Here is a 20,690-nt window from a genome sequence, read left to right on the forward strand (position 1 = left end):
CGGGCTGTCTGGTCACCGGGCTGTCTGGGCCGGGCCGCTAGCCGAGCCGTACGGTGACCGTCTTCGAGTCGCCGTCCCCGTCCGCCAGCCCTCCGAAGGCGAGTGTGAGCCTCGCGCCGGTCGTGGTGTCCCTCAGGAGCGGATGCCCGTGGAGCACCTCGGTCACCGGCCGTTCCCAGGCGACGGTCAGCTCACTCAGGTCGCGCCGGGGATCCGACACGGTCAGCGTGGCCGTACCGTCGCCGATCTCCCTGACGAGGACCGTGCACGGGGCGGAGACGGTCAGGTCGCCGGCGGCTCCGTCGTTCCAGAAGTTGACCGCGGTGATCCCGAGTGACGGGACCCGGACCCCCTGCTGACGGGCGGTGTTGACGAGCACGTGCGCCCAGCCGGGGTCGGCGGCGCGGGCCCGGGTCTCCGCCGGGCTCGCACCCGGCATGAGCAGGTAGACGTAGTCGGCCGAGTCGGGATCGACACCGTGGTCGAGCCAGAGGGTCACGTAGCTCCGGGTCACCTGGTCGGGGCCGCCGGCGCGCTCCTCGCGGAGCGTGGACAGGCGGGCGCAGGGCAGGACGTATCCACCGTGTCCCGCCAGGTGCGCCCAGCCCTCCCCGTCGTCCACGGTGAGGAGCGCGTCGGTTCTGCGGTTGTCCACGACGGTCTCGACCGGAACGCCGTCCCGGCCGGTGATCCCGGCCCCCAGGCAGACCACCGCGTCGTCCAGGAAGAACCACGACTTGAAGGCCTCCATGGTGCTCTCGAAGCCGTTCAGGTGCTGGCCGGCCGTCGCGTACACGCCGTCGGTGGCGCCTCCCACCCAGCGGCCCGGCGGGCAGGTCTCGCCCCAGCCCGCGCCAGCGCCGTCGGCCAGCCGCCGAGTGGAGACGGTCGTGCCCGGCAGCCGGTAGGGGTCGACGGTGGCCCAGAAGGAGTCGGAGTACTGGTCGCCGTGGCCCTCGGCCCACCAGTAGAGCATCCCCGAGCCGGTGTGCCAGCCGCGCAGGTTCTCGCCGTTGCCGTGCTCGTAGTGGCCGATCCGGTGGGAGGCCATGCTCAGCCCCGCGCACCAGCCGGGCCTGCGATGGACGGCGCGGGCGCTCATCGCCAGCAGCCGGTGCCCGGCGGGCTCGTCGGCGGCGGGGATCGTGTCGTCACCCAGGACCGCGGCGAGGCGGGCGTGAAATCCCAGATCGCCGCTCTTCTCGGCCGCCTTGAGCATGGGTTTGCAGGTGTTCCGCCGCGCCCACCCCTTGACCATGCTCTGCCAGCGGGCCCGTTCGTCGGCGGAGGCCGCCTCTCCCAGCAGCAGGATCGCGGAGGCGATCGCACGCCCCCTGGCGTGGTCGCCGTACGCCTCCCTGGCGATTCCGCGGCCGCTGACGAGGTCCATGCAGAAGCCGTCGTGGACGACCGGTGCGAACGACCTTTCCACCATGTCGCAGACGATCTGCCGGTTCGGGTCGGTGATCTCCCAGGGCGAGCCGCGCAACACCGCGAACAGTGTCGCGAGCCCCGACAGCAGCGACACCCCGTATGTGCCCTGGTAGGGGATGTAGGTGTGCTGGACGAACGAGCCGTCCCGGTAGAACCCGTCGCCCTCGCAGACATAGGGGAAGACCGGGGAGAGCGCCGAGGCGGCCAGCGCGGCCTTCCTCGCGTCCGAGGTGAGCATGGCGCGCAGCAGCGTCACCACGCACAGGTCCACCCGGTTGGCCGCGGTGCTGGTACCGCTGTAGTCGTCCAGGAGACACTCGGGGACGAAGTGGTCCACCGCGTCCCGCAGCGCGTCCCTCTGCGGGTCCGTCAGGTGCGGGCCGATCGACACGGCCGCGTCGAGGAGCCTCCTGGGGACGCCGATCTGCCAGTGCCACCAGTTGCCGACCGGTTCCGCGTCCGCGGCGTACACCTGCCGCCGGTAGTGGTCGATGCCGGCGGCGACGGCCTCGGCCAGGCCCGCGTCACCGGTCAGGCCGGTCCCCGGCAGGACGTACGCGTGGGCCATGGCCTGCAGCCGCCTCGGAGTGGCGATGTAGGAGGGGAACGCCAGGTCGGGCCAGAGCGACGTTTCGGTGGGGGCCATGGCGTCCCGGTGTCCGGCCGCCGCCGTTCCCGTCTCCGCCAGCCGGGCCCGGTACGGCTCGGCCGTCGCGTCGAACCCCGAGCCCGCCGTCACGTCCTGCCACCGGCGGCGCAGCGGGGCGAAGGAATCCTCCTCCGCGAGCGCGGCGCGCTCCCCGGGGTGGGCGGCATAGGCGGAGATCAGCACTCCAGCCGCGGCGACGCCGCTGAGCTGGAGGAATAATCGTCTGGAATGCCGCTTCACTCCAAGATTATTACGCGGAAACCCGGTGGTTTGACTGAGCGTCACGCGCGTGCCGCGCCCCCTCACCTCACAGGGGGAGAGGGCGGCCCTGGCTCCGCCGCCGGAAGCGTTTCCCGGAGCCCCGGAGCCCCGGAGTCCCGGACGCCGGTGGCCGCCGGTTCCGGACGGTGACCGGGACTTCTGGGACGGATGGTTTGACATCCCTGCGGAACCATGGAAACTTAGGTAAGGCTTACCTTATTTTTTGAAGACGTGTGCCCCTCCACGCGCCGTGCCGCAGCGTGGCGGCGGAGTCGGCCGTCCCCGGCCGCTGTGGCACCCCCTCGGACCGAGGGCATCGCGAAGGGAAACTCAGCATGGGCCTGCCGCAGAGCACGATCGTGCGTCACCCCCTCACCTACCGGTTGCTCGAGGTCAGGCGCGTCGTGCGGATCACCCCCTCCACGGTGCGCGTCACCTTCGGCGGTGACGCGCTGGAGGGTTTCCGGGAGCAGTCGCCCACCGACCACGTGAAGCTGTGTTTCGCCGAGCCCGGCGCTGACCTGCCGGTGCCGCCGGTCATCGAGAACGACATGTGGGTGGCTGCGCCGGTCGAGCCGATCACCCGTGACTACACCGTGCGTTACCACCGTCCCGACGTCCGCGAGCTGGATGTGGACATGGTCGTGCACGGTGGCGGCGTCGGCTCGGCCTGGGCCGAGCGGGCCGAACCCGGCATGCGGCTCGGCGTGCTCGGGCCCCGGGGGTCCGAGGTGGTGCCGATGGTGCACGACTGGTACCTCCTGGCGGCGGAGGAGACCGCCCTCCCCGCCCTGGGCCGATGGCTGGAGATGCTGCCCGCCGGGGTCAGGGTCATCGCGTTCGCCGAGGTGTCCGGGCCGCGGGAGGAGCAGCGGTTCGCCACCGCGACCGATCTCGATCTCACCTGGCTGCACCGTGGCGACGCCCCTCCCGGGACGAGCGACCTGATGGAGCGCGCCATCCGCGCGGCAGAGCTGCCCGGGGGGACGGGGTTCGCCTGGGTCGCCGGTGAGGCGGGCTGCCTCAAGCCGATCCGCCGTCATCTGCGGCGGGAACGCGGCCTGGCCAAGGAGCAGGTGGACGTGGACGGCTACTGGAAGCGCGGGATCGCAAACCACGACCATCACGAGGACGACTGAACACCGGGCCCGTCACCGGATCCGGGCGGACCTCGGGCCTCCGCCGGCTCAGCCGGTGGGGGCCTGCCGCTCGGCGCGTCCTATCCGCCAGTAGCCCATGAACGCCACCGACTGCCGGTCCAGCCCGCGCTCGGCGACCAGATGGCGGCGCAGCGTCCTGATGACGGACGCCTCACCGGCCAGCCACGCGTACACCGGCCGGGCCGTACGGGTCTCCTCCGGCACCTCCCACAGTTCGTCGACGTCCACGTCCACGTCCGTGAATCCCCGGGAGGAGGACGGCTCGGGCAGCAGCCGGTCGGCGGCTGCCCGTACGGCGGGCACCAGCCGGCTGCCGTGCTCCGCGCCGTCGCGCGGCAACCAGGTGACGGTCACGCCGTCCGGCGCGTCGACGTCCAGGACGTCGGCCCGGTGCGGCACCTCCAGCAGCGCCTCGCCCGAGCGGTCGCGGGGCATGCCCTCCAGGATCGAGGCGATCGCCGGCACGGCGGTTTCGTCACCGGCCAGCAGCACCGGGCCGTTCCCGGAGGGCAGGCGGAACTCGATTCCCCCGTGATCCCCGTCGTAGCGGGCGTCGGGGCCGAGCAGTGCGACCTCGTCACCGGGCCGTGCCCGGTGCGCCCAGCCGGCGGCGTGACCGGCGTCGCCGTACGCCTCGTCTGCGGCACCGTCTGCGGCGCCGGCTGTGACACCGTCGGTGACACCGTGCATGACGATGTCGATGTCCACCTCGCGCAGCTCGGGTCTGACCGCCCTGGCGGTGTAGGTGCGCACCGGGTTGCGCAGCTCGCCGGGGAGCGAGCGCCAGCGGGTGTACCAGTCGGAGCCGGTCGGCAGGTGGGCCAGCCCGTGCCCCGGCAGCGGGAGGATGAGCTTGATGCGCTGGTCCAGGCCGTTGTCGGCGAACAGGCCGAGATCGTCACCGGTGAAGGTCACGCGCAGGAACGAGGGACTCAGTCGCTTCAGCCCGCTCACCCGCACGTGAAAGATACGGTAGGAGTCGATCATCGGTCCGGCTTCCCTCTCTCTGCTTCTCTGCGCACACCCCGCCGGCGGCAAAGATAAGGTAAGGCTAACCTATGTTTGGTTTGAGTGGTATGGGGGTGTCCGGGAGTGCTCGGGAGACGCCGATCTCGCGGTGGACGCGGCGCTCGTCCGGGTCCGTCGTGGCGAACGGATCCGGCCGGGCGGGCGAACCCATCCGGACAAGTCGCGGTGTGTGAAGGTGCATGAAACGGTCTGCTGTTCCCCGGTCGTGATTAGAGCCGGGTCTTTCGGACACGGAGTCCGGTGTCGACCGTGAGGAAGGTGGATCCGATGAGTGAGCACGAGCGTTCCCGCAGGATTCCGGCGGCTCCGGAGCTGGTCTTCGACCAGGCGAGCGACCTGGACCGGATCGATCGATGGATTCCCCAGGACCTGCACGTGCGAGCGGAGGATCCGCCCGCGGTGACGGTGCACGAGGACGAGACGGGACGGGACGCCCGTGCCCTGTTCCGGGCGGAGCGCGACCAGCTCCGGATGGAATGGGGCACCCGCGACGACGACCGGTACGCCGGGTGGCTGCAGGTGGCGGGCATCTCGCCGCAGGAGAGCGAGGTGACCGTGCACCTGTCGTTCTTCGAGGAGGAGCACCCGCCCTCCGACGAGGACGTCGCCCGCGCGCTCGACGAGAGCCTGAAGCGCCTGGCGGACCAGGTACGGCAGGCGGCCTGAGACACCGCGGGAGTCGCGCCGTCCCGGCCGCCGGCCGAGGATCCCCGGGTCAGTCCTTCCGCAGCCGCAGCGGCAGCCGGGTCAACCGCCACGAGCCCGGCATCGGCTGGCGCTCCAGCCGGTCCGGTTCGACGGCGAGGGCGAGATCGGGGAAGCGGCGCAGCAACGCTCCCAGCGCCACCTCGCCCTCCTGCCGGGCCAGTGCCGCGCCCAGGCAGTAGTGCAGGCCGTGCCCGAAGCCGACGTGGTTCTCCTTGCGCCCGTCGGGTTCGCGGGTGATGTCGAGCCGTTCCGGGTCCTCGAATTCGCGCGGGTCGTGGTTGGCCCCCACCAGCACGGCCATGACCGCCTCGCCGCGCCGTACGGGCATGCCGCCGACCTCGACGTCCTGGGCCGCGTAGCGGATCCGGGTGCCCTGCACGGGGCCGCACCAGCGCATCAGCTCGTGCACGGCACGGGGCGTCAGCGCGGGGTCGCTCCGCAGCAGGGCGAGCTGGTCCGGGTGGGTGAGGAGGGCGGCGGTCCCGTTCCCGATCAGGTGGGCGGTGGTCTCGTGCCCGGCCAGGACCAGGGTCAGGACCATCGTGACCATCTCGGTGTCGCCGAGCCGGTCGCCGTCCTCGTCGTGGGCGCGGATGAGCCCGCTGAGCAGGTCGTCGGCGGGCGCGGCGCGGCGCCGTCCGATCAGTTCCCCCACGTACGCGATGATGCCTCCCAGCGCCGTCGCGAGGTTCCCCGTCTCCAGGGTCGTCAGCGACCTGCTCCAGTCGCGCCACAGCGGGCGGTCCTCCTCGGGGATGCCGACGAGTTCGCAGATGACGGTGATCGGCAGAGGGTAGGCGAAGTGCTCGATCAGGTCGACGACGCCGTCCACCGCCCTGTCGCCGAGCCTGTCGAGAAGATCATCGGTGATCTCCTCCACGCGTGGCCGCAGCTCCGCGACACGGCGCGCGGTGAAGGCGCGCGACACGAGTTTTCTCAGGCGGATGTGGTCGGCGCCGTCGGCGTCGAGAACGCTGTCGAGCACGTACGGCGCGTACTCGGGGGGAACGCCGCGGACTTCGAGGCCTTTCTCGCGGATGTTGCCCACGTCGAGCCCGGGGACGCTCGCCGGGTTGTTGACGAACCGCGGGTCGCTCAGCACCCGTTTGACGTCGTCGTAACGGGTGGCCAGCCAGATCCGCGTGGTGGCGTCGAAGAGGATCCCCGGCACCAGGGGTGCCCGCTCGCGTATCCGCGCGTATCCGCCGAAGGGGTCGCGCAGCAGTTCGGGATCCATGAGGCTCACCGGGGGGACGGCGCCGGTCCCGCCGGAATCCGCTGAAGTGCTCAATGTCCCTCCTCGGGTGCGGGGCGTCTTCCGCCCGCTGACTTCTCCTGGTGCTTCCAGCATCCGTTCCTGAGCGTCAATTGCCCATGCCCCGGTCCGTCTTAATGAGTTTGTCCTGATGGATCCGGTTTGTACGCCGTTGTGCGTGCCCGGCGGCCGTCTTTGGGGGCGTGCTCGCCTCCGTCGTTGAAAAGCCGCCCCGAAAAACCTTCCGGCCGGTGATTGGATCACACGGTCTGTGATCGGACATATCCTCATACCGCCTTTCGGGCTGGGGTGTCGTCGGAAGGCTGTCGCAGGTGGCGTCACCCCGAGGGGCCGATTAGACGCTCTCCGTCCTCGGCGTCTAAGAACGTGAGTAAATTTCAGAGCCGACCGAATGTATTTTATTTGCTAAATCATCTCAAATTGTTATTTTGGGTGATGGGTGGGTTTGTTGGGGACGGGAGCAGGGAGACGGGGAAGATGGGGGAGTCTGGCAAAGGGGCGGATTCAGGAGAATTTGGAATACGGTGGACTGCTGTTTCCGGCCATGCCGGAAATCATCCGGTCGTGTCGGTCGTGTCGTATGGTCAGGCCGCCAGGACCGGCCTCGGTGGCTGACGAGCTCGGCTCGCCCGTCCGTCCGCCCCGTGATCGACGGTCACGGCAGCGCCGTTTCATGACCGGGCGGGCCGTCGTGGCCGCTCCGTGAGCGCGTGCGCCCGGTGTGCCGGATCCTGTGACCGCGCGCCGGGCGGGCGGGCCGCGGACCATGCTCGCGCCAGGACTTGCCGAAGGCACTTTTCCCACGTGGGAGAGCGGGCCGGGGAACGTCCGCGGCCCGGCCGGAAGACATCCGGCCGAGGACGGGACGGCCCCGGCCGGGCCGCCGAGTACGCGATTGTCGGCGGGGGGCGTTAGCGTTCCGCGCATCACCGTCACAGGTGCGGAAACCCCCTGTGGGCGATGTTGATCCATGTGTGTCGAGAGGTAGGAACCGTTGGGTTGGCTGTCGGCGGGCGACGGGTACGAGGTCGCCCTCGTGGAGGGCCGGGTGGTGGCGAGGGCCACCGCGGGCCGGGCGGCTGGGCGGCAGCTGAAGTCGCTGCCCAAACAGGTGCGGGAGCACCCCGAGACGGAACGGCTGCGCCGCTTCGCCGAATGGCTCGACCGGCACGCGGCGGCCTGCGTGGCGCAGGTGGACACCTGGATGGTGTCGTCCCTGCCCGTTCCCACCGGGCTGGTGGCCGAGGTCTGGCCGGACGAGGCGTGGCAGGCGGTGCTGCGTGACCTCGTGGTCGTCGGCGACGATCCGGAGGAGGCGGGTTTCCTGCGCGACGTGACCGGCTCCGGTGAGCTGCGGGTGGTGAACCTGGACGGCGAGACCGTCCGGCTCTCCCCGGAGGCGGTCACCCTGCCGCATCCCGTTCTGCTGCCCGACCTGGAGGAGCTGCGCGAGTTCGCCGCGGAGCTGGGCATCGTCCAGCGCGTCGAGCAGATCCACCGGGCCACCTGGGCCAAACCGGCCGACCTGGGGGAGAAGGCCACCGAGGTGACGGAGTTCGCCGGAGGGAGCTTCGCCTCCCGGTTCGGTCTCGCCGCCCGGGCGACCCTTCTGGGCTATCGGGTGTCGGGGGGCTACGTCACCTGCGCGGTGCGCGACGCGGGCCGGGCGGCCGGGGCGTCGGTGTGGATCGGAGAACCCTACTGGGACGGTGACACCGAGACGGGCGCCCTGACCTGGGACGACCGGGAGGGCAGACGGCTGCCGCTGCGGGAGGTCGGTCCCGTGGCGTGGTCGGAGGGAATGCGGATGGCCTCGGCCCTGTACGCCGGGCGGACGGTCGAGGAAGGGGGGAACGCATGAGCGGCGCCATGCCGTCGGGGGAGAGTGGGGCCGGCGGGCCGCTCCAGGCCGGAACGGAGGCCGGGATGCGGGAGCTGCTCGAGGCCGGGGCGGTCTTCCCACCCGGGACGGAGGGCGGTGGCGAGCGGGCGGTGCCGCTCACCACGCGCGCCTACCGCCACCCCGGGCTGGAGGGCCGGGTCGTGGTGCGCCTGGTCGCCGAGGAACTGGGCGCGGCGGAGGACGCGGCGGCGGGCTTCCTCGGGCTGGAGCCCGCCGGTGAGCCGGTCGTGGTCGGGCTGGGCCTGAGGCGCTCGCTGGGCTTTCCCGAATGGGTGCTGGTGCACCACCCGCAGGACGGCCACCACGCGCTCGCCGTCGTGCCGGAGCTGGAGCGTACGGCCAGGCAGGCGAAGTCCAAGCCGAAGGCCGCCCTGGACGCCTACCTGCGCCTGGCCGCGCAGCTGGCCGGGGCCGTTCCGCACTTCCTGCCGACGTTCTTCGAGCAGGCGGGCCGGATGTTCCTCGCGGTGGACAACCCCACCTACGCGGCGCAGATGTTCGGCCAGGCGCGCAGGGCCGAGGCGGAGCACGGCCTGCGGGTCGACGAGGACCGGCTCGACGCGGTGTTCCTGGAGTTCGCCCTGGCCGGGGCGCTGCCGGTGAAGGCGCTGTCCGGATACGCCAGGGAGCTGACCGCGCGGGTCTCCCCGGACGAGGCCCTGCGCAGGTTCCGCAGGCTGTGCGTGCGCCGTACGGCCGGCGGCCTGTCGCCGTCGGCGCAGATGGCCGGTGACCTGCGCCGCCTGGCCAGGGCGGCCGGCCGGGACGCCGAGGCCGAGGAGCAGGACTACCTGGTCGAGCTGCTCACCCTGCCCGCCACCGCGGGAGCGCCGCTGGGCTGGTGGAAGGCGCACCGCGCCGCACTGGTCGCCCTGGGCCTGCGGGATCCCGCCGTCCGCGGGACGCTGCTGAACCTTACGCCCCGCAACGGCGACATCGAGCTCCCCGCCTTCTGGCTGGAGGTCCTGGAGGAGTCCGGGGCGGCGGCGGGGCTGGGCGACGGCGGGGTTCCGGAGCGGGAGCGCCCGGCGGACGGGACGGTCGGCTGGCTGGGACGCTTCCTGGAGATCTGGAGCCCAGGCTGGCGGGGAGAGTCACGGCTCCCCGGGCTGTACGCCCTGGTGGAGCGCGTGGCCGCGCGGCTGCGTGCCGAGCTGGCCGAGACGGACCGGGGCCTGGTGGCCAAACCGGACGTCGACCTGCTCGACCTGCTGCTGACGCTGGAGGTGCCGGTCGCCGAGCCCGAGGAGGACATGCTGCTGCTCCTTGAGCCGTGGGCGCGGGGCGAGGGCGGGCGCGACCTGCTCGCCCTGGCGGCCGACCCCCGGTTCACGGCGGCCTTCCAGCGCGCCGCCGACCGGTTCGGCGACGACGAGGACGGCCGTCGGGCCGTACGCCGGCTGGCGGCCTCCCCGGGCGGCAGGCCGATGCTGGCGGAGTGGATGAGGACGGTCGCCCGGCGCTCGTTCGCCGCGGGCCTGCCCCAGCTGCCCGACGCCCTCAAGAAGCTCACCTGGCTGCCGGCCGAGGCGCTGGTCCTCGCCGAGGAGGAGGTCAGGGCGGTGGCGCAGAGCGACCTCGCCGCCGAGCTCGCCCGGACACTGCGCGGCGGCCTCGTCGACGAGCTGGGCTGGCCCGCCTGGGAGGAGGCGATCGGCGCGCTCGTCAGGCCGAAGGAGCTCGGCGAGCTCGAGGTCGCCGACGCGTGGCCCCACCTGATCGTCTCCGGCCGGTCCCAGGCCAGGGTCATCGGCCTGGAGGGCACCGTGCTCGTCCACGACCTGCGCAGGCCGTCGGCCGACGTCTACGGCGCCCCCGGTTTCCACTACGTCGACGGCGAGCTGCTCGTCTACTGGAACACCTACGGCGGGACCGACGAGCTGCGCGGCTACTGGCACTCCTCCGCGGGAGCGCTGCGACCGCTGGAGGCACTGGCCAGCACGTGGACGCTGCGCACCGACACGGTGACCCTGCCGCTGCCCGGCGGCGGGCGCACCACCGGCGCGGGCGTCCTGCACCAGGGAGACACCAGCGTGCCCGCCAGGACGCACCTGATCGGCGACGGGATCTCGTTCTGGGTGTGGGACGAGCAGGGGGAGGGGTGGCGCGAGTACGACCCGGTCACCATGACCCACGGCAGGCCGAGCATGCCCGGCTTCCTCGCCGACGCGCTGGTCTCGGCCCCGCCGGGCGGCGTCTTCCAGAGCGGCTGGCTGCTGCCCGTTCCCTCGGACGAGCCCACCCCGGCCGCGGTCCCGGTGAACGGCCTGATCGGCTGGCGGGTGATCCGGCTGCCCGACGGATCACGGCGCGGTGAGGACCTCGCCGGGCGCACCGTCGTCCTGGAGGGCGGCCCGGACGGGCCGGGCCTGCCCGCGGGCGTCATCACCTTCCCCGGAGACGACCGGCCCCGCGCCCTCGTCGAGAGCTACCCCCGGGTCAAGCTGGTCGACCCGGAAGGAGTCGCCGTCGCGGCCGTCTCCACGGGAGGAGTACCCGGGGCGTTCGCCGCGGGCACCGCGATGCTGCCGCCGGTGCGTTACTGGCGGTGCCTGCGGCCCCGCGACCCGGAGGGCTCCCTGGCCCTGCGCCGGATCGACGACGAGACGGCGGCCGCCCTGCTGAAGGTGGCGGTCTGCGTGGAGTCCGAGCGATCCGGCCACTCGGCCCAGCACGGGCAGGCCGGTCATCCGCCGCACGCGCCGCACCTGTCGCACTCCGTCCACGCGGTGCAGCACGCACGGCCCGCGCGGACCGCACAGGAGGAGCTCCAGGAGCTGGTCCGCACGCTGCTGCCCCAGGTCGGCCATGAGGCGCTGATCGCCGGGATCGCCGGGGTGGCGCGGTTCGCCGCGGCCCAGCAGATCACCCTGGACACCGTGGCGGCCCGGCTCGCCCTCGCCCTCGCCGGAGGCCAGGAGGAGGAGCAGCCCACCGGCCCGTCCGACCAGGTGCTCGCCCGCGCCCTCAACGGCCTGGGCGTCTCCGGCCCCTGGTGGTACGGCGAGGCCTGCCACGACGCCTTCCGGCAGATACGGGCGATCGGCCGGGCGCTGCGGATCGCCACGGAGTGGGGTGCCCGGGAGCCCGTCCGGGAGCCGGACGTCTCCGGCGCCGTGGTCAGGCTCCACTTCGACGGGCCTCAGCTGCCGCACACCTCCCTGGAGTGGGAGCCGCTGCTCGACCGGTGCGCGGCGATCGCCTACCGCGCCTCGTCCGTGGCGTTCGAGCCGCAGCACGCGGAGGCGCTGCGCGAGCTGCTCCACGAGGTGAACGCGCTCGGGCTGCCCCCCGCCGCCGAGTCCGCCCCGTGGCGCCGCATGACCCTGTACCTCGACGACGGCCACCTCGTCGACGCCGCGGGAGAGCGGCGGGACGGCACCTGGCGCGGAGTGCTCCGGCTGGAGAACGGCGCCTTCGCCGCCTTCCACGACGCCGACCCCGACGCCGGCGGTTGCCGCTTCTCCGCGCTCTTCCACGATCCGGCGGGCCGCTTCGAGGTCCCCTTCCCCTACACCGTGCGCTCTCACGGCCTGCTCGGCGACACCCGGGAGAACGGCTGGCTCACGGACTTCCTGGCGCTGTGCTCCGAGCACGGCCCGGCACCCTGGCGGCCGGAGGCGGCCGAGGAGTTCGCGAGGCTCACCGGGGTGACCCAGACGACGGCGCGGCTGGTCGTGGCGGGCCTGCCGTACGTGGACAGTCACGATCGCGTCTTCCTGCCGACCGCGGTGCGGACGGCGCTCGGGCTGAAGGCGGCCGACGCCGCCGTCGCCAGAGACGAACTGCGCGAGATGGACGCCGACATCCGGCGGGAGGTCGTCGCGGCGCTGCTGCCCGCCGACGCGGCGGCGCTCTGGACGGATGGTCCGGACGTCGCGGCCGCCGCGGCGGTGTGGAACGCCAGGATAGGACGGCGGGCCGCGGTCCCCGAATGGATCGTCGCGGAGGCGGCCCGCGCCGTGCGGACGGCCTGGGAGCCCGGCCGGGCGCTTCCCGCCCTGCTCGACCCCGCCTCGGCGCCGGAGCTGAGCGTCGACCTGCGCTGGAGGGTGCATCGCGACAGGGTCTCCCCGGTCGAGGAGGGAGTCACGGGGTTCACCGAGTCCACACTGGTCAGCGTCGTCGCCCTGACCGCCTGGCTCGCCCACAGGCTCCCCGAGGGAGACCCCGTGCGCGCCGCGCTGCCCGCCGCGCTGGCCGCGCTGCGGGACCGGCTGGCGAACCCCGACCTGCTGCTCAGCCTGGGCCGTTACGTCAACCTTCCCGGTTTCCGCAAGGTCGCCGGGACGCCCAGCGAGGTCGCCGAGGACTGGGAGCGCTACGGTGCCGTGATCATGGCCACCTACGACAGCCAGCCCGCGCCGGGCATCCGGATGTCTCTCCTGGACGACTCGGGGGACGACCCCTATCTACCGGCCCTGCGCGCCCTGGCGGGCGACGCCGGGGAGCCGTTCCCGGTGGAGCTGGCGCTGCGCGTCGCCCGCGACCCGCGCTTCGCGACGCTTCTCGCAGGTCAGGGCGACCCGGCGGCGGGAGAACGGGCGGCGGACGGCACCTGGTGGCCACAGGATCCCGGCCGCTCCGTGCCCGCCCTGGTCTCCCAGGTGGCGCGAGAGTACGGCCTCGGTCAGGACGCCGCCACGCTCTACCTGACGTTGCTGGCGATGCCGGATCCCACCGACAAGAACGTCGTCCGGTGGACCGGCTGGAAACCCGCCCGGTTCAAGGCGGCCCGCGCCGAACTGGCCGTCACCGACCTGGTGGTCGAGGCCAGCCGTGCCAGGGCGGGACGCTCACTGTTCCTGCCCGGCGCCTGGGTCGACGCCAAGGCGCCGAAACTTCCGCTCGAACAGTGGAAGACCGCCCTGTTCGACCTGGTCAGCGGGGAGGCCGCCCAGCTGGGGGTCATCGTCCCCATCGAGCCGGCCGCCGCCCTCTACGCCAGGGCATGGCAGCGGGTCCGCGACGGAGACGTTCCCCGCTTCGAGGAGCTCCGGGTACGGCGCGGCAGGCGTACCTGAGGCCGTGGGGCGGATGCGGCGACGACCCGCACCCGCCCCACCCCCTGCCCGGAACCGGCCCGGTCACCCGGGCTCCCGGCCCCGGCGGCTCCCGGCGGTTCCCTCCGGCCGACGGCAGACATGATTCACCCGGCACGCCCGGCCCCGGCCCCACCGGGGCGGACGGCCCGAGACGAAGGACTCCCCTCCATGACCACGACGCGACAGGCGTCGCCCCCCGCGGCCCCGTCCGGCAGGCAGGCCCTGCCCGCCGAGGATCGGCACGCCATCGAGCTCGCCTTTCTCGCCGCCCACGACGACGGTCCCCGCCCGCCCGGCTGGGCGTTGACCCCCCGGGCGGTGGTCACGTTCATCTGCGGCAGCGGCGGCGAGACCCTGGAGCTGCCGAAAACCCGGCGAGCGCCCGGAGCCGACGGCATCGAACCACCGGCCAAGCTCACGGTGGAGCCCAAGTTCGTCGGTGAGCGCGCCCTGGTGGAACGCTGTGTGGTCACCCTCGCCGGTGAGCGGGGCCTGCTGCTGGTCGGCGAGCCGGGAACCGCCAAGTCGATGCTCTCCGAGCTGCTCGCCGCCGCCGTCTGCGGCACGAGCGCGCTCACCGTGCAGGGCACCGCGGGCACCACCGAGGACGCCTTCCGCTACGGCTGGAATTACGCCCTTCTGCTCGCCCAGGGACCGAGCCGCCAGGCGCTGGTCGACTCCCCGGTGCTGGCGGCCATGCGCACCGGGCGCGTCGCGCGGGTCGAGGAGATCACCCGCTGCCTGCCCGAGGTGCAGGACGCGCTGGTCTCGATCCTGTCCGACCGGCGCGTGAGCGTGCCCGAACTCGCGAGCACCCCCGACGCCCTGGTGGCGGCCGTTCCCGGCTTCACCGTGATCGCCACGGCCAACCTGCGTGACAGGGGGGTCTCGGAGATGTCGGCGGCGCTCAAACGCCGGTTCAACTTCGAGACAGTGCATCCCATCGCCGACCCCGCGGCCGAGACCGCTCTGGTGCGCGGCCAGGCCACGGCCGTGGTGCAGCGCGCCGGGGCCGCCTTCGAGGTGGACGACGCCGTGCTCGACGCGCTGGTGACCGTCTTCCGTGACCTGCGCTCGGGCCGCTCGGCCGAGGGATGGGACGTGGAGCGCCCGGGAACGGTGATGTCGACCGCCGAGGCGGTTCAGGTCGCGGCCTCCCTCGGGGTGGCGGTGGCCTACCTGCCCGGCGCGGACGTCCTCGATCTGATGCCCGGGCACCTGCTCGGCGTGGTGCGCAAGGACGACCCGGCCGACCACTCGCGGCTGCTCGGTTACTGGGACGGCCCGGTGCGACGTCGCGCGGAGGACGGCTCGGCGATGTGGCGCAGGCTCTGGGACCTGCGGGAGAACCTGCGTTGAGCGACGACCGGGAAGAGGACGTCCTCGGCGGGGATCCGCGCGAGGCGGTGGACGTTCTCGCCGCCTCCGCCAGGCCGTACCTCCTGGGGGTGCGCCACCACAGTCCGGCGCTGGCGGCGGCCGTTCCGGCGTTGCTGGACGCCGCCGGAGCGGAGGTGGTCTGCGTGGAACTGCCCGCGGACTTCCAGCCCTGGCTCGTTCACCTGGCGGACCCGGCCACGATCGCGCCGGTCGCCCTCGCGGGCACGGGGAAGGACGGCGGACTCGGGTTCTACCCCTTCGCCGACTTCTCCCCGGAACTGGCCGCCGTCCGCTGGGCCAGGGAGCGCGGGGCCGAGGTGCTCTGCTGCGATCTTCCACTGTCGGCCACGGACGGCTCGGCGAGCGGTCCGTCGCCGAGCCCGTCGTCCCGGCCGAAGCCGTCCGGAGGAGAGAGGTCCCGGGAGGACGCGCCCGAGGCCGAAGGGGCTCCGGCCGGGACGACGGGCCGGGCCGGGAGCGCTTTCGCCGACGGCCTCGCCGCCTCCTGCACCGGCCGCGACGGGGACGACATGTGGGATCGTGCCGTCGAGGTGCTCGCTCCCGGAAGCCGGCCGGAGGCGGTGCGCCGGGCCGCGCTGGGGGTGGGCTGGGCGCTGCGCCGGGACGCGGAGGTCTCGGGTGGGGTGCCCTCCCGGGATCTGGCACGCGAGGCGTACATGCGTGAGGTGCTCGCCGGAGCCGTCGCCCGCGGCCTGCGGGTCGCCGCGGTGGTCGGGGCCTTCCACGCCCCCGCGCTGCTCCTCCCGCCGGAGCGCGGCACCGGCACGTCCGCGGCGTCCTCCCAGGCCTCCGCCTCCTCGGCCTCCGCGTCCCCGGCCGCTCCGCCCGTCACAGCCGAGGCCGCCGCGTCGCCCGTGACGACCTCGGCCGCCTCCCGCACCGCCGTCCCGTCCGCCACGTCGCTCGTCCCGTACGCCTTCGACCTGCTCGACTCCCGCTCGGGCTACCCGGCGGGCATTCGCGATCCGCGCTGGCAGCAGGAGGTCTTCACGGCCGCTGGCGATCCCGAGAGGATCGGGGACGCCGCCGCCCGGGCGATCACCGCACTGTGCCGGGAACTGCGCGCGGCCGGGCACACCGCGGGCACCGGGGAGGCCGTGGAGACGCTGCGGCTCGCCTGCGACCTGGCCCGTCTGCGCGGGCTGCCCGCGCCGGGCCGCGGCGAGCTCCTGGAGGCGATCACCACCGTGCTCGGTCAGGGCGAGCCCCTGGGGCGGGGCAGGGCACTCGCCCGCGCCCTCGAGACGGTCCTCGTCGGCACCGATCGCGGCCGGATCGCGCCGGGCACGCCCCGATCCGGGCTCGGCCCCGCGGTGGAGGCCGAACTGGCGGCGTTGCGGCTGCCCTGCCCGGACAGTCCCGACTCGCGGGAGCTCCGCCTCGACCCGCTCCGCTCCGATCTGGACGGCCGCCGCGAGATCCTGCTGCAGCGCCTGCTGGTGTGCGGCGTCGGGTACGGCAAGCAGGTCGAGGTGAGCGGAACGGGCGACGCGACGGCGCTCACCACCCGGTGGCGGCTCTCGTGGACCCCCTCCGTCGCCGCGCTCCTCGACCTGGCGGGCATCCGCGGCGTCACCGCCGAGCTGGCCGCCTCCGGGACACTGCGCGAGACCTTCCGCCGCGAGTCCGCCGAGGGCGGCCCGACCTGCGAGCTGATCCTCGCGAGCCTGCGCGCCGCGGCCGTCTGCGACCTGCCCGGCCTGGTCGCCGATCGCCTCGCGGACGCCACCGCCGTGCTTCCGGCGACCGCCGGGCTTCCCGATCTCCTGCGGGCGCTGGACCTGCTGGAGGCGCTGCGGCGACAGCACCTTCCCGGCACCACGCCGGAAAGCCGGAAGCAGGCGGCGGAGCTGGCCGAAACCCTGCTGGAGGCCGCCGTCCGCGCGCTGCCCGGCCTGGTCGGCAGCGATCGGCGGGAGGACGCCGTCGCCCTGGTCGCGCTCGTCGCCCGGGCGGGTGAGCAGCGTCTCGGACTGCGCATGGACGACGCGCTCGGCACCCTCGCGCACGACGGCTCCCCGCTCATGCAGGGGGCCGCGCTCGCGGCCCGGGTGCTGCTCGACCTGGACGCCCCGCACACCCTGGGCGCCCGCGCCGCCGGATGGGTCGACAGCGCGACCGGTCCCGAAGCGCGCCACCGCCTGTCCCGTCTGCTCACCGGCCTGCTCACCGCCGCCGGTCCGCTCCTGCAGTCGGCCACGGCGGCGCTCGACCCGCTGCTGGACCGGGTCGACGGCCTCACCGACGGGGATTTCCTGGACCGGTTGCCCGCCCTGCGCGGCGGCTTCGACACACTCGATCCGGCCGGTCGCGACCGTCTGCTCCGGGCCGTGACCGACCGCCTCGGTGACCGGCTCGACCTGGCGCTGGACGTCTCACCGGCGCTGCTGGCCCTGTGGACCGCCGCGGACGCGGCCGGGCTGGCCGCCCTGAACGCCCTGCGGTTCCCCGTGCCGGGCCTCTCCGACGCCTCCTCCCCGTCGCCGGCGTCCCCCGCCGCGCCCGGGGAGGACGTGCCGGGCCTCCCGGGCACCTCGCCAGGGAGAACGGGAGAGACGCGCGAGGAGCGGGCCGCGCACCGGCTCGCCCCGGCCGACCGATGGCGTCTGCTGCTCGGCAGGGAGACCGAACGGCTTCCCGCCGACGCCCGGCGCTACGCCTACGCCCTGGACGAGCTGTACGGGGCGGGGCAGGGTGAGGGGGCGACCGACCTCGGCAACGGGCAGGGAGGAGCCTCGGGCGGTGGCGGCGGTCAGGGGGCGTCCTTTCCCAGCGCCCGGGAGTGGGCCGCCGAGCTCGACGCCCTCTTCGGCGCCGAGGTGCGCGAGGAGGTGCTGGCCAGGGCGGCGGACGCGGGACGCACCGATGTGCTGGCCGTGCTCGACCCGGACGCCGTGCGCCCGTCGGTCGAGCTGCTCACCTCGGTCCTGTCCCTGGCCGGGGGGCTGCCGGAGCAGCAGCTCTCCCGGCTGCGGCCGCTCGTACGGCGCCTGGTCGCCGAGCTGTCCCGCGAGCTCGCCACCCGGCTGCGTCCCGCGCTGACCGGTCTGGCGACGCCACGTCCGACCTACCGCCCCGGCGGCCGGCTCAACCTGCCGGCCACCCTCCGGGCCAACCTGGCGCACACGCGTCGGACCGGCGACGGCGGATTCCTGGTCGTCCCGGAGCGGCCGGTCTTCGACACCCCGATCCGAAAGGAGGCCGACTGGCGGCTGATCTTCGTGGTCGACGTGTCCGGTTCGATGGAGGCATCGGTGATCTGGTCCGCGCTGACCGCGGCCGTCCTGGGTGGGGTGCGGACGCTCTCGACCCACTTCCTGGCCTTCTCCACCCAGGTGATCGACCTGACGGACCGGGTCGCCGACCCGCTGTCCCTGCTGCTGGAGGTCCAGGTCGGCGGTGGCACCCATATCGCCGCCGGGCTCGCCCACGCGCGTTCGCTGGTCACCGTGCCCAGCCGTACGCTCGCGGTGGTGGTCAGCGACTTCGAGGAGGGGTATCCGATCGGGGGCCTGCTCGGCGAGGTCCGCTCCCTCGTCTCCTCCGGTGTCCATCTGCTGGGCTGCGCCGCCCTGGACGACACGGGTGCCCCCCGTTACTCGGTGCCCGTCGCCCAGCAGCTCGTGGCGGCCGGCATGCCGGTCGCCGCGCTCAGTCCGCTCGCCCTCGCCCGCTGGGTGGGCGACCGCCTCCGAGGAGAAGCACGATGAGTCTCCCCGCTCCCGCCGTTCCGCAGCTGCCGCCGGTGGAGCCGCACGTCGCCGCCGCGGCCGTGGAGGATCTCACGCCGCGGCTGCGCAAGAAGCTGGACGCGGCGATCGAACGCTGCGCCGAGCTGCCCGTCGTCGCCGACGGGCGGGCGGTCTCCGTCAGCTGGGGGGAGGACGCGGTGGTCACCCTCACCCCGGCGGAGTCGGGGGTGGTCGCCGAGCCCGGCGCGGCACTGTGCAGTTGCCTGCTGGCACCGCGCTGTCTGCATCGCGCGGCGGTTCTCAGCGCCTGCCCGGTCGCGGACACGACCGGCGGCACAGACGGTGGCACAGACGGCGGTATCGGCGGCGGCGACGGTGACGCCGGGAGCGGCACCGGAGGCGGTGGCAGCGGTGGCACCGCCGCCGCGGGCGCGGCCCAGGACGGGGACACGGTTCCGGACACGGTTCCGGACGCAGTTCCGGACACGGTCGCGCACGCGGACCGGGCCGGTCACGCCGACGCGGGCGCCGTGACCGGGGCGGTGGGCCCGGCCGGAGACGCGGGTACCGCGGCCGCCGCGCAGGTGGCCGCCGCGGCCGAGGTGTGGGGAGCCGCCGTGGCCGTACTCGTGGCGGGGGTTCCCGGGGCGGGCGCGGTGCCCCAGGCCGAACTGCTCCGCGCGGCGCACACCGCCCGGCTGGCCGGGCTGCCCAGGGCCGAGGCGGCGGCCCTGCGGGTCGTCCGCGGGCTGCGGGCCGCCCGCGCCCGTCATGATGGGCACCGCCTGGCCGACCTGGTCTCCGCGCTTCGCGACCTTCTGGTGACCGCGGGCAGGCTCGCGGCGGGCGACCCCGATCCGGCACTGGTCGGAACCACCCGCCGTGCCTACCGGCCGGGCGAGGCGCTGCGGGTTCACGGGGTCTGCCGGGAGCCCGTGATCAGCGCCACCGGCTACGGCGGGGTGGTCACGCACCTCGTCACGGAGGACGGGCGCTGGGTCTCCGTCGCCGACGTCAGGCCGGGAGGGCCGGCCCGCGCCCGGGGTGCGGGCACGGCGACGGTCGCGCTCGGCGCCGCCACCCTGAACCACGCTCAGCTGGCCCGTGGCGGTCTGCTGATCTCCGGTACGACGATCTCCCCGGAAGGACGCCTTGGCGCGGGCAGGGGCGTACGGGCCACCCCGCTCGCAGGTCTGTCCTGGTCGCAGGGACCGCTCGCGGCGTTGTTCGCCGCCCCGCTCGCCCAGGCGGCCGACGCGAGACTCTCCGGCGACGCCTGGGGCGATCCGCAGGCCGAGGAGGAGGCCAACCGGCCGGTCGGATGCGATCTGGTGATCGTGGGCGCCGAGGGCGACCGGCTGCTGGCCCGTGAACTGCGGCTTGTCGGCGGCATCGGGAGCACCGCGGCCTCGGGGGCGGAGCAAGCGCGGGGCGAGGCGGCGGAGCTCCCGCCGGGGCCGCTGATCCGGCTCGTGCCCGCGAGCTCCCATCCCGACCTGGCCCACGTCGCCAACCTGCGGCAGCTCGCGTCCCGTCCGGGGATGCGGATACGGGTGCTTGGGCGGCTCGACCCCGACCGGGCGGCCACCATGCGCCCGCTGGCGGTCGGACCGGTTCCCGGTGACGGGCCGACGCTCCGCCTGCCCGAGGAGTGGCTGGATCGCGCCGACCTCGGATACGACCGCCTGCGCGGCGCCCATCTCCCGCCGGCGGAGGCCTGCCGGCCGGGGCCGCCCGAGGAGAGCGCCGCCGAAACCGATCCGGTCGCGGACTCGCCCCTGTGGCGGGTGCGCCGCCTGGTCGAGCTGGCCGTCTCCGGTGGCAGGTGGGCGGTCGCCGAGTCCGCCCGGGGCGGTGACTCCCTCACCCAGCGGGCGTCGCTTCGCCGGACGGGATTCGAGACCGCGGCCGAGTTGGTCGTCGCGCTCACCGCGGAGGCCGACCGGCGTGCCCGTGACGTGTTCGGCCGCCTGGTGGACTCCGGGGGAGACGGCTACGCCTGGGCGTGGCTGGCCGCGGCGGTCCATCTCACGGCCACGGAGCGGGCACTGGTCCGGGCGTCCTGGCGGGGTGGCCGGGTTTCCTGAACGGGACGGACCCGCACCCTGGTGGGGTGCGGGTCCGTCGTGGAC

At 74.0% G+C, this 20,690-nt stretch carries 10 protein-coding genes; 7 read left to right on the forward strand and 3 right to left on the reverse strand.

All coding sequences use genetic code 11. The annotated features are described in order from the left end of the window. Positions 1 to 37: 37 nt before the first annotated feature. A complete protein-coding gene (locus AB0N02_RS39140; RefSeq protein WP_363957762.1) occupies positions 38 to 2,323 on the reverse strand; it encodes a polysaccharide lyase 8 family protein in 2,286 nt (761 codons plus the stop codon). Between the two features lie 356 nt (positions 2,324 to 2,679). On the opposite strand from AB0N02_RS39140, the gene AB0N02_RS39145 reads away from it, so the two are divergent. Further along, positions 2,680 to 3,483, forward strand: coding sequence for a siderophore-interacting protein (locus tag AB0N02_RS39145; protein ID WP_363957764.1), 804 nt, complete (start codon positions 2,680 to 2,682; stop codon positions 3,481 to 3,483). A gap of 48 nt (positions 3,484 to 3,531) precedes the next feature. Here AB0N02_RS39145 and AB0N02_RS39150 read toward each other — a convergent pair whose 3' ends face one another. Beyond that, entirely contained in the window at positions 3,532 to 4,491 is a 960-nt protein-coding gene (locus AB0N02_RS39150; protein WP_363957766.1) for a siderophore-interacting protein, read from the reverse strand. Between the two features lie 309 nt (positions 4,492 to 4,800). Here AB0N02_RS39150 and AB0N02_RS39155 point away from each other — a divergent pair, with 309 nt between their 5' ends. After that, positions 4,801 to 5,199 carry an SRPBCC family protein gene (locus tag AB0N02_RS39155; RefSeq protein ID WP_363957768.1) on the forward strand — a complete coding sequence of 133 codons (399 nt, stop codon included), beginning with the start codon at positions 4,801 to 4,803 and terminating at the stop codon, positions 5,197 to 5,199. Positions 5,200 to 5,248: 49 nt separating this feature from the next. On the opposite strand, the gene AB0N02_RS39160 is transcribed toward AB0N02_RS39155, so the two are convergent. Then, positions 5,249 to 6,532, reverse strand: a complete 1,284-nt coding sequence (locus tag AB0N02_RS39160; protein WP_363957771.1) for a cytochrome P450 — start codon at positions 6,530 to 6,532, stop codon at positions 5,249 to 5,251. A 979-nt stretch (positions 6,533 to 7,511) separates the two neighbouring features. Between AB0N02_RS39160 and AB0N02_RS39165 the strand changes: the two genes are divergently transcribed. The 5 genes from AB0N02_RS39165 (at position 7,512) to AB0N02_RS39185 (ending at position 20,645) form a co-directional block, all read left to right on the forward strand. Next, positions 7,512 to 8,378: a DUF4132 domain-containing protein gene (locus AB0N02_RS39165; RefSeq protein ID WP_363957774.1), complete on the forward strand. Its 867-nt coding sequence runs from the start codon at positions 7,512 to 7,514 to the stop codon at positions 8,376 to 8,378. Continuing rightward, positions 8,375 to 13,444 (forward strand): DNA-binding protein, encoded by a 5,070-nt coding sequence (locus AB0N02_RS39170; RefSeq protein WP_363957777.1) that lies wholly within the window; start codon positions 8,375 to 8,377, stop codon positions 13,442 to 13,444. Before AB0N02_RS39165 ends, AB0N02_RS39170 begins: the two co-directional genes overlap by 4 nt. A gap of 189 nt (positions 13,445 to 13,633) precedes the next feature. Further along, the gene (locus tag AB0N02_RS39175; protein WP_363957780.1) at positions 13,634 to 14,824 is read left to right on the forward strand and encodes an AAA family ATPase; all 1,191 of its coding nucleotides are present in this window, start codon (positions 13,634 to 13,636) and stop codon (positions 14,822 to 14,824) included. After that, positions 14,821 to 18,576: a DUF5682 family protein gene (locus AB0N02_RS39180; RefSeq protein WP_363957783.1), complete on the forward strand. Its 3,756-nt coding sequence runs from the start codon at positions 14,821 to 14,823 to the stop codon at positions 18,574 to 18,576. The genes AB0N02_RS39175 and AB0N02_RS39180 overlap by 4 nt, the downstream gene beginning before the upstream one ends. Further along, positions 18,573 to 20,645: a hypothetical protein gene (locus AB0N02_RS39185; RefSeq protein WP_363957786.1), complete on the forward strand. Its 2,073-nt coding sequence runs from the start codon at positions 18,573 to 18,575 to the stop codon at positions 20,643 to 20,645. The genes AB0N02_RS39180 and AB0N02_RS39185 overlap by 4 nt, the downstream gene beginning before the upstream one ends. Positions 20,646 to 20,690: the final 45 nt, after the last annotated feature.

Source organism: Streptosporangium sp. NPDC051022, assembly GCF_040683035.1.
GTDB lineage: Bacteria > Actinomycetota > Actinomycetes > Streptosporangiales > Streptosporangiaceae > Streptosporangium.

Coding starts and splice junctions, on each gene's coding strand:
- AB0N02_RS39145 (WP_363957764.1), top strand. CDS start 2,680: ATGGGCCTGCCGCAGAGCACGATCGTGCGTCACCCCCTCACCTACCGG.
- AB0N02_RS39150 (WP_363957766.1), bottom strand. CDS start 4,491: ATGATCGACTCCTACCGTATCTTTCACGTGCGGGTGAGCGGGCTGAAG.
- AB0N02_RS39155 (WP_363957768.1), top strand. CDS start 4,801: ATGAGTGAGCACGAGCGTTCCCGCAGGATTCCGGCGGCTCCGGAGCTG.
- AB0N02_RS39170 (WP_363957777.1), top strand. CDS start 8,375: ATGAGCGGCGCCATGCCGTCGGGGGAGAGTGGGGCCGGCGGGCCGCTC.
- AB0N02_RS39175 (WP_363957780.1), top strand. CDS start 13,634: ATGACCACGACGCGACAGGCGTCGCCCCCCGCGGCCCCGTCCGGCAGG.
- AB0N02_RS39185 (WP_363957786.1), top strand. CDS start 18,573: ATGAGTCTCCCCGCTCCCGCCGTTCCGCAGCTGCCGCCGGTGGAGCCG.